A 1,315-nucleotide genomic window follows, 5' to 3' on the forward strand; every position below is an offset into this window, starting at 1 on the left:
GAGTTAGAAGAAATTCTGTTTGAGCGTTGTCAAGTTCTTTTAACACAGCAATTTGCAATCAAGGCTATAACCCAGTACCATTGGTGGCCGAAAATTCAGGTTTAATTACTCCGATGCTACCGGATTTGATATTATCCGGACATGATATGATATTATCTGGTAAAAGTTCATAAGTTTTAATCCATCCAATTCGGGGCAATTTTATATGATTAAAACCTACCGATATTGACACATCTAGAGTGTTTGCGTAGCATTCGGTAGGAAAACCATCATCCCTACCTTTTTTCTTAAATATAGGCACTCCCGACACTTTGTTAAAGCAACGTTTCCAAGCTGATGATAAATACCTTAAAGCATATTGAGGTGCTGTTTTAGATACTTAATCATACCAACAGTTGTTAGGTTTAACCATTGCTACTAATAGTTTATGCAAATCGATAGCAGTAGGAAATTTCAGCTTACTCTCAGGATTATTGGAATTGTGATTAAGGATGTTTCTAGTCAACCATAATCCCCAATTCCAAGCGTGACGTTAGCGTTTGCGGTAGCATTCCGATAGGAAAGCTTTGCGCCAGCAAACTACACAGCGCGTGTTTAGCTAGTCAGGTTTTTTGCCGGTTATCATTTTCTTTGTGGGTTTAATACCCCACCGTCAACGGGGGTGTTCACGCATTACTTGGGGGAGCGAATCCCCATGTAATTTTCCTCCTGTCTCCTGTCTCCTGTCTCCTTCTTCAATTGGGCACAGTTCAGTTTTGAATCCTAGTAGCATGATTATCAATGTTTCTGACAATATGTTATGATATGAAGCACTAAGGAGATTGTTGGTCATTGGAGCTATATTTTTCCGTTGACTTTCTCCAAGTAGTACTGCTAAGTAATAACGAAACCCTTTTTTTTGACCCTGAATTTTCCATAAATCCTCGAATTTTTGACACCACTTTTCAAACCAGGGGTTGCACATTATGGAATGATATTACCAAAAATTAGTTTAGACTTTGAGTAAAAAAAACCATTAATTAGTCATTCTAGTAATTATCAAATCCAAAATCCTATTCATCAAAAATATAAAATCATTCGTCACTGTGCAACGCCCAAACCATGGTGGTCAGGCAGACAAGGTTGTTTCTTTGATCAGCTAGCCTTTTGAGGTGAAAACAAAATTATATAATAACTTGAGACTATTTTATATCATGTCCGGTAGCATCGTTTGTGTATAATAGAGGAGGAAGAAAAATAATTGCCCGGAGCGATATTGCTACGCAACGCTACCGCGATCGCTACTCTTCAAGCACTTGACAAATCATCAGTAGGC

Annotated in this window: 2 protein-coding genes; both read right to left on the reverse strand. The window is 38.1% G+C overall.

Annotation, left to right across the window (positions count from 1 at the left end; translation table 11 throughout):
* Positions 1-64: 64 nt before the first annotated feature.
* Positions 65-301, reverse strand: a complete 237-nt coding sequence (locus tag F6K06_RS33525) for a hypothetical protein (protein WP_287309159.1) — start codon at positions 299-301, stop codon at positions 65-67.
* A gap of 351 nt (positions 302-652) precedes the next feature.
* Positions 653-964, reverse strand: coding sequence for a hypothetical protein (locus F6K06_RS33530; protein ID WP_287323409.1), 312 nt, complete (start codon positions 962-964; stop codon positions 653-655).
* Positions 965-1,315 lie beyond the last annotated feature (351 nt).

This window comes from Okeania sp. SIO1H4 (assembly GCF_010672695.1).
Taxonomy (GTDB): domain Bacteria; phylum Cyanobacteriota; class Cyanobacteriia; order Cyanobacteriales; family Microcoleaceae; genus Okeania; species Okeania hirsuta.

Bases quoted from the DNA above. Each gene is read 5' to 3' on its own strand.
- F6K06_RS33530 (WP_287323409.1), bottom strand. From the start codon at position 964: ATGTGCAACCCCTGGTTTGAAAAGTGGTGTCAAAAATTCGAGGATTTA.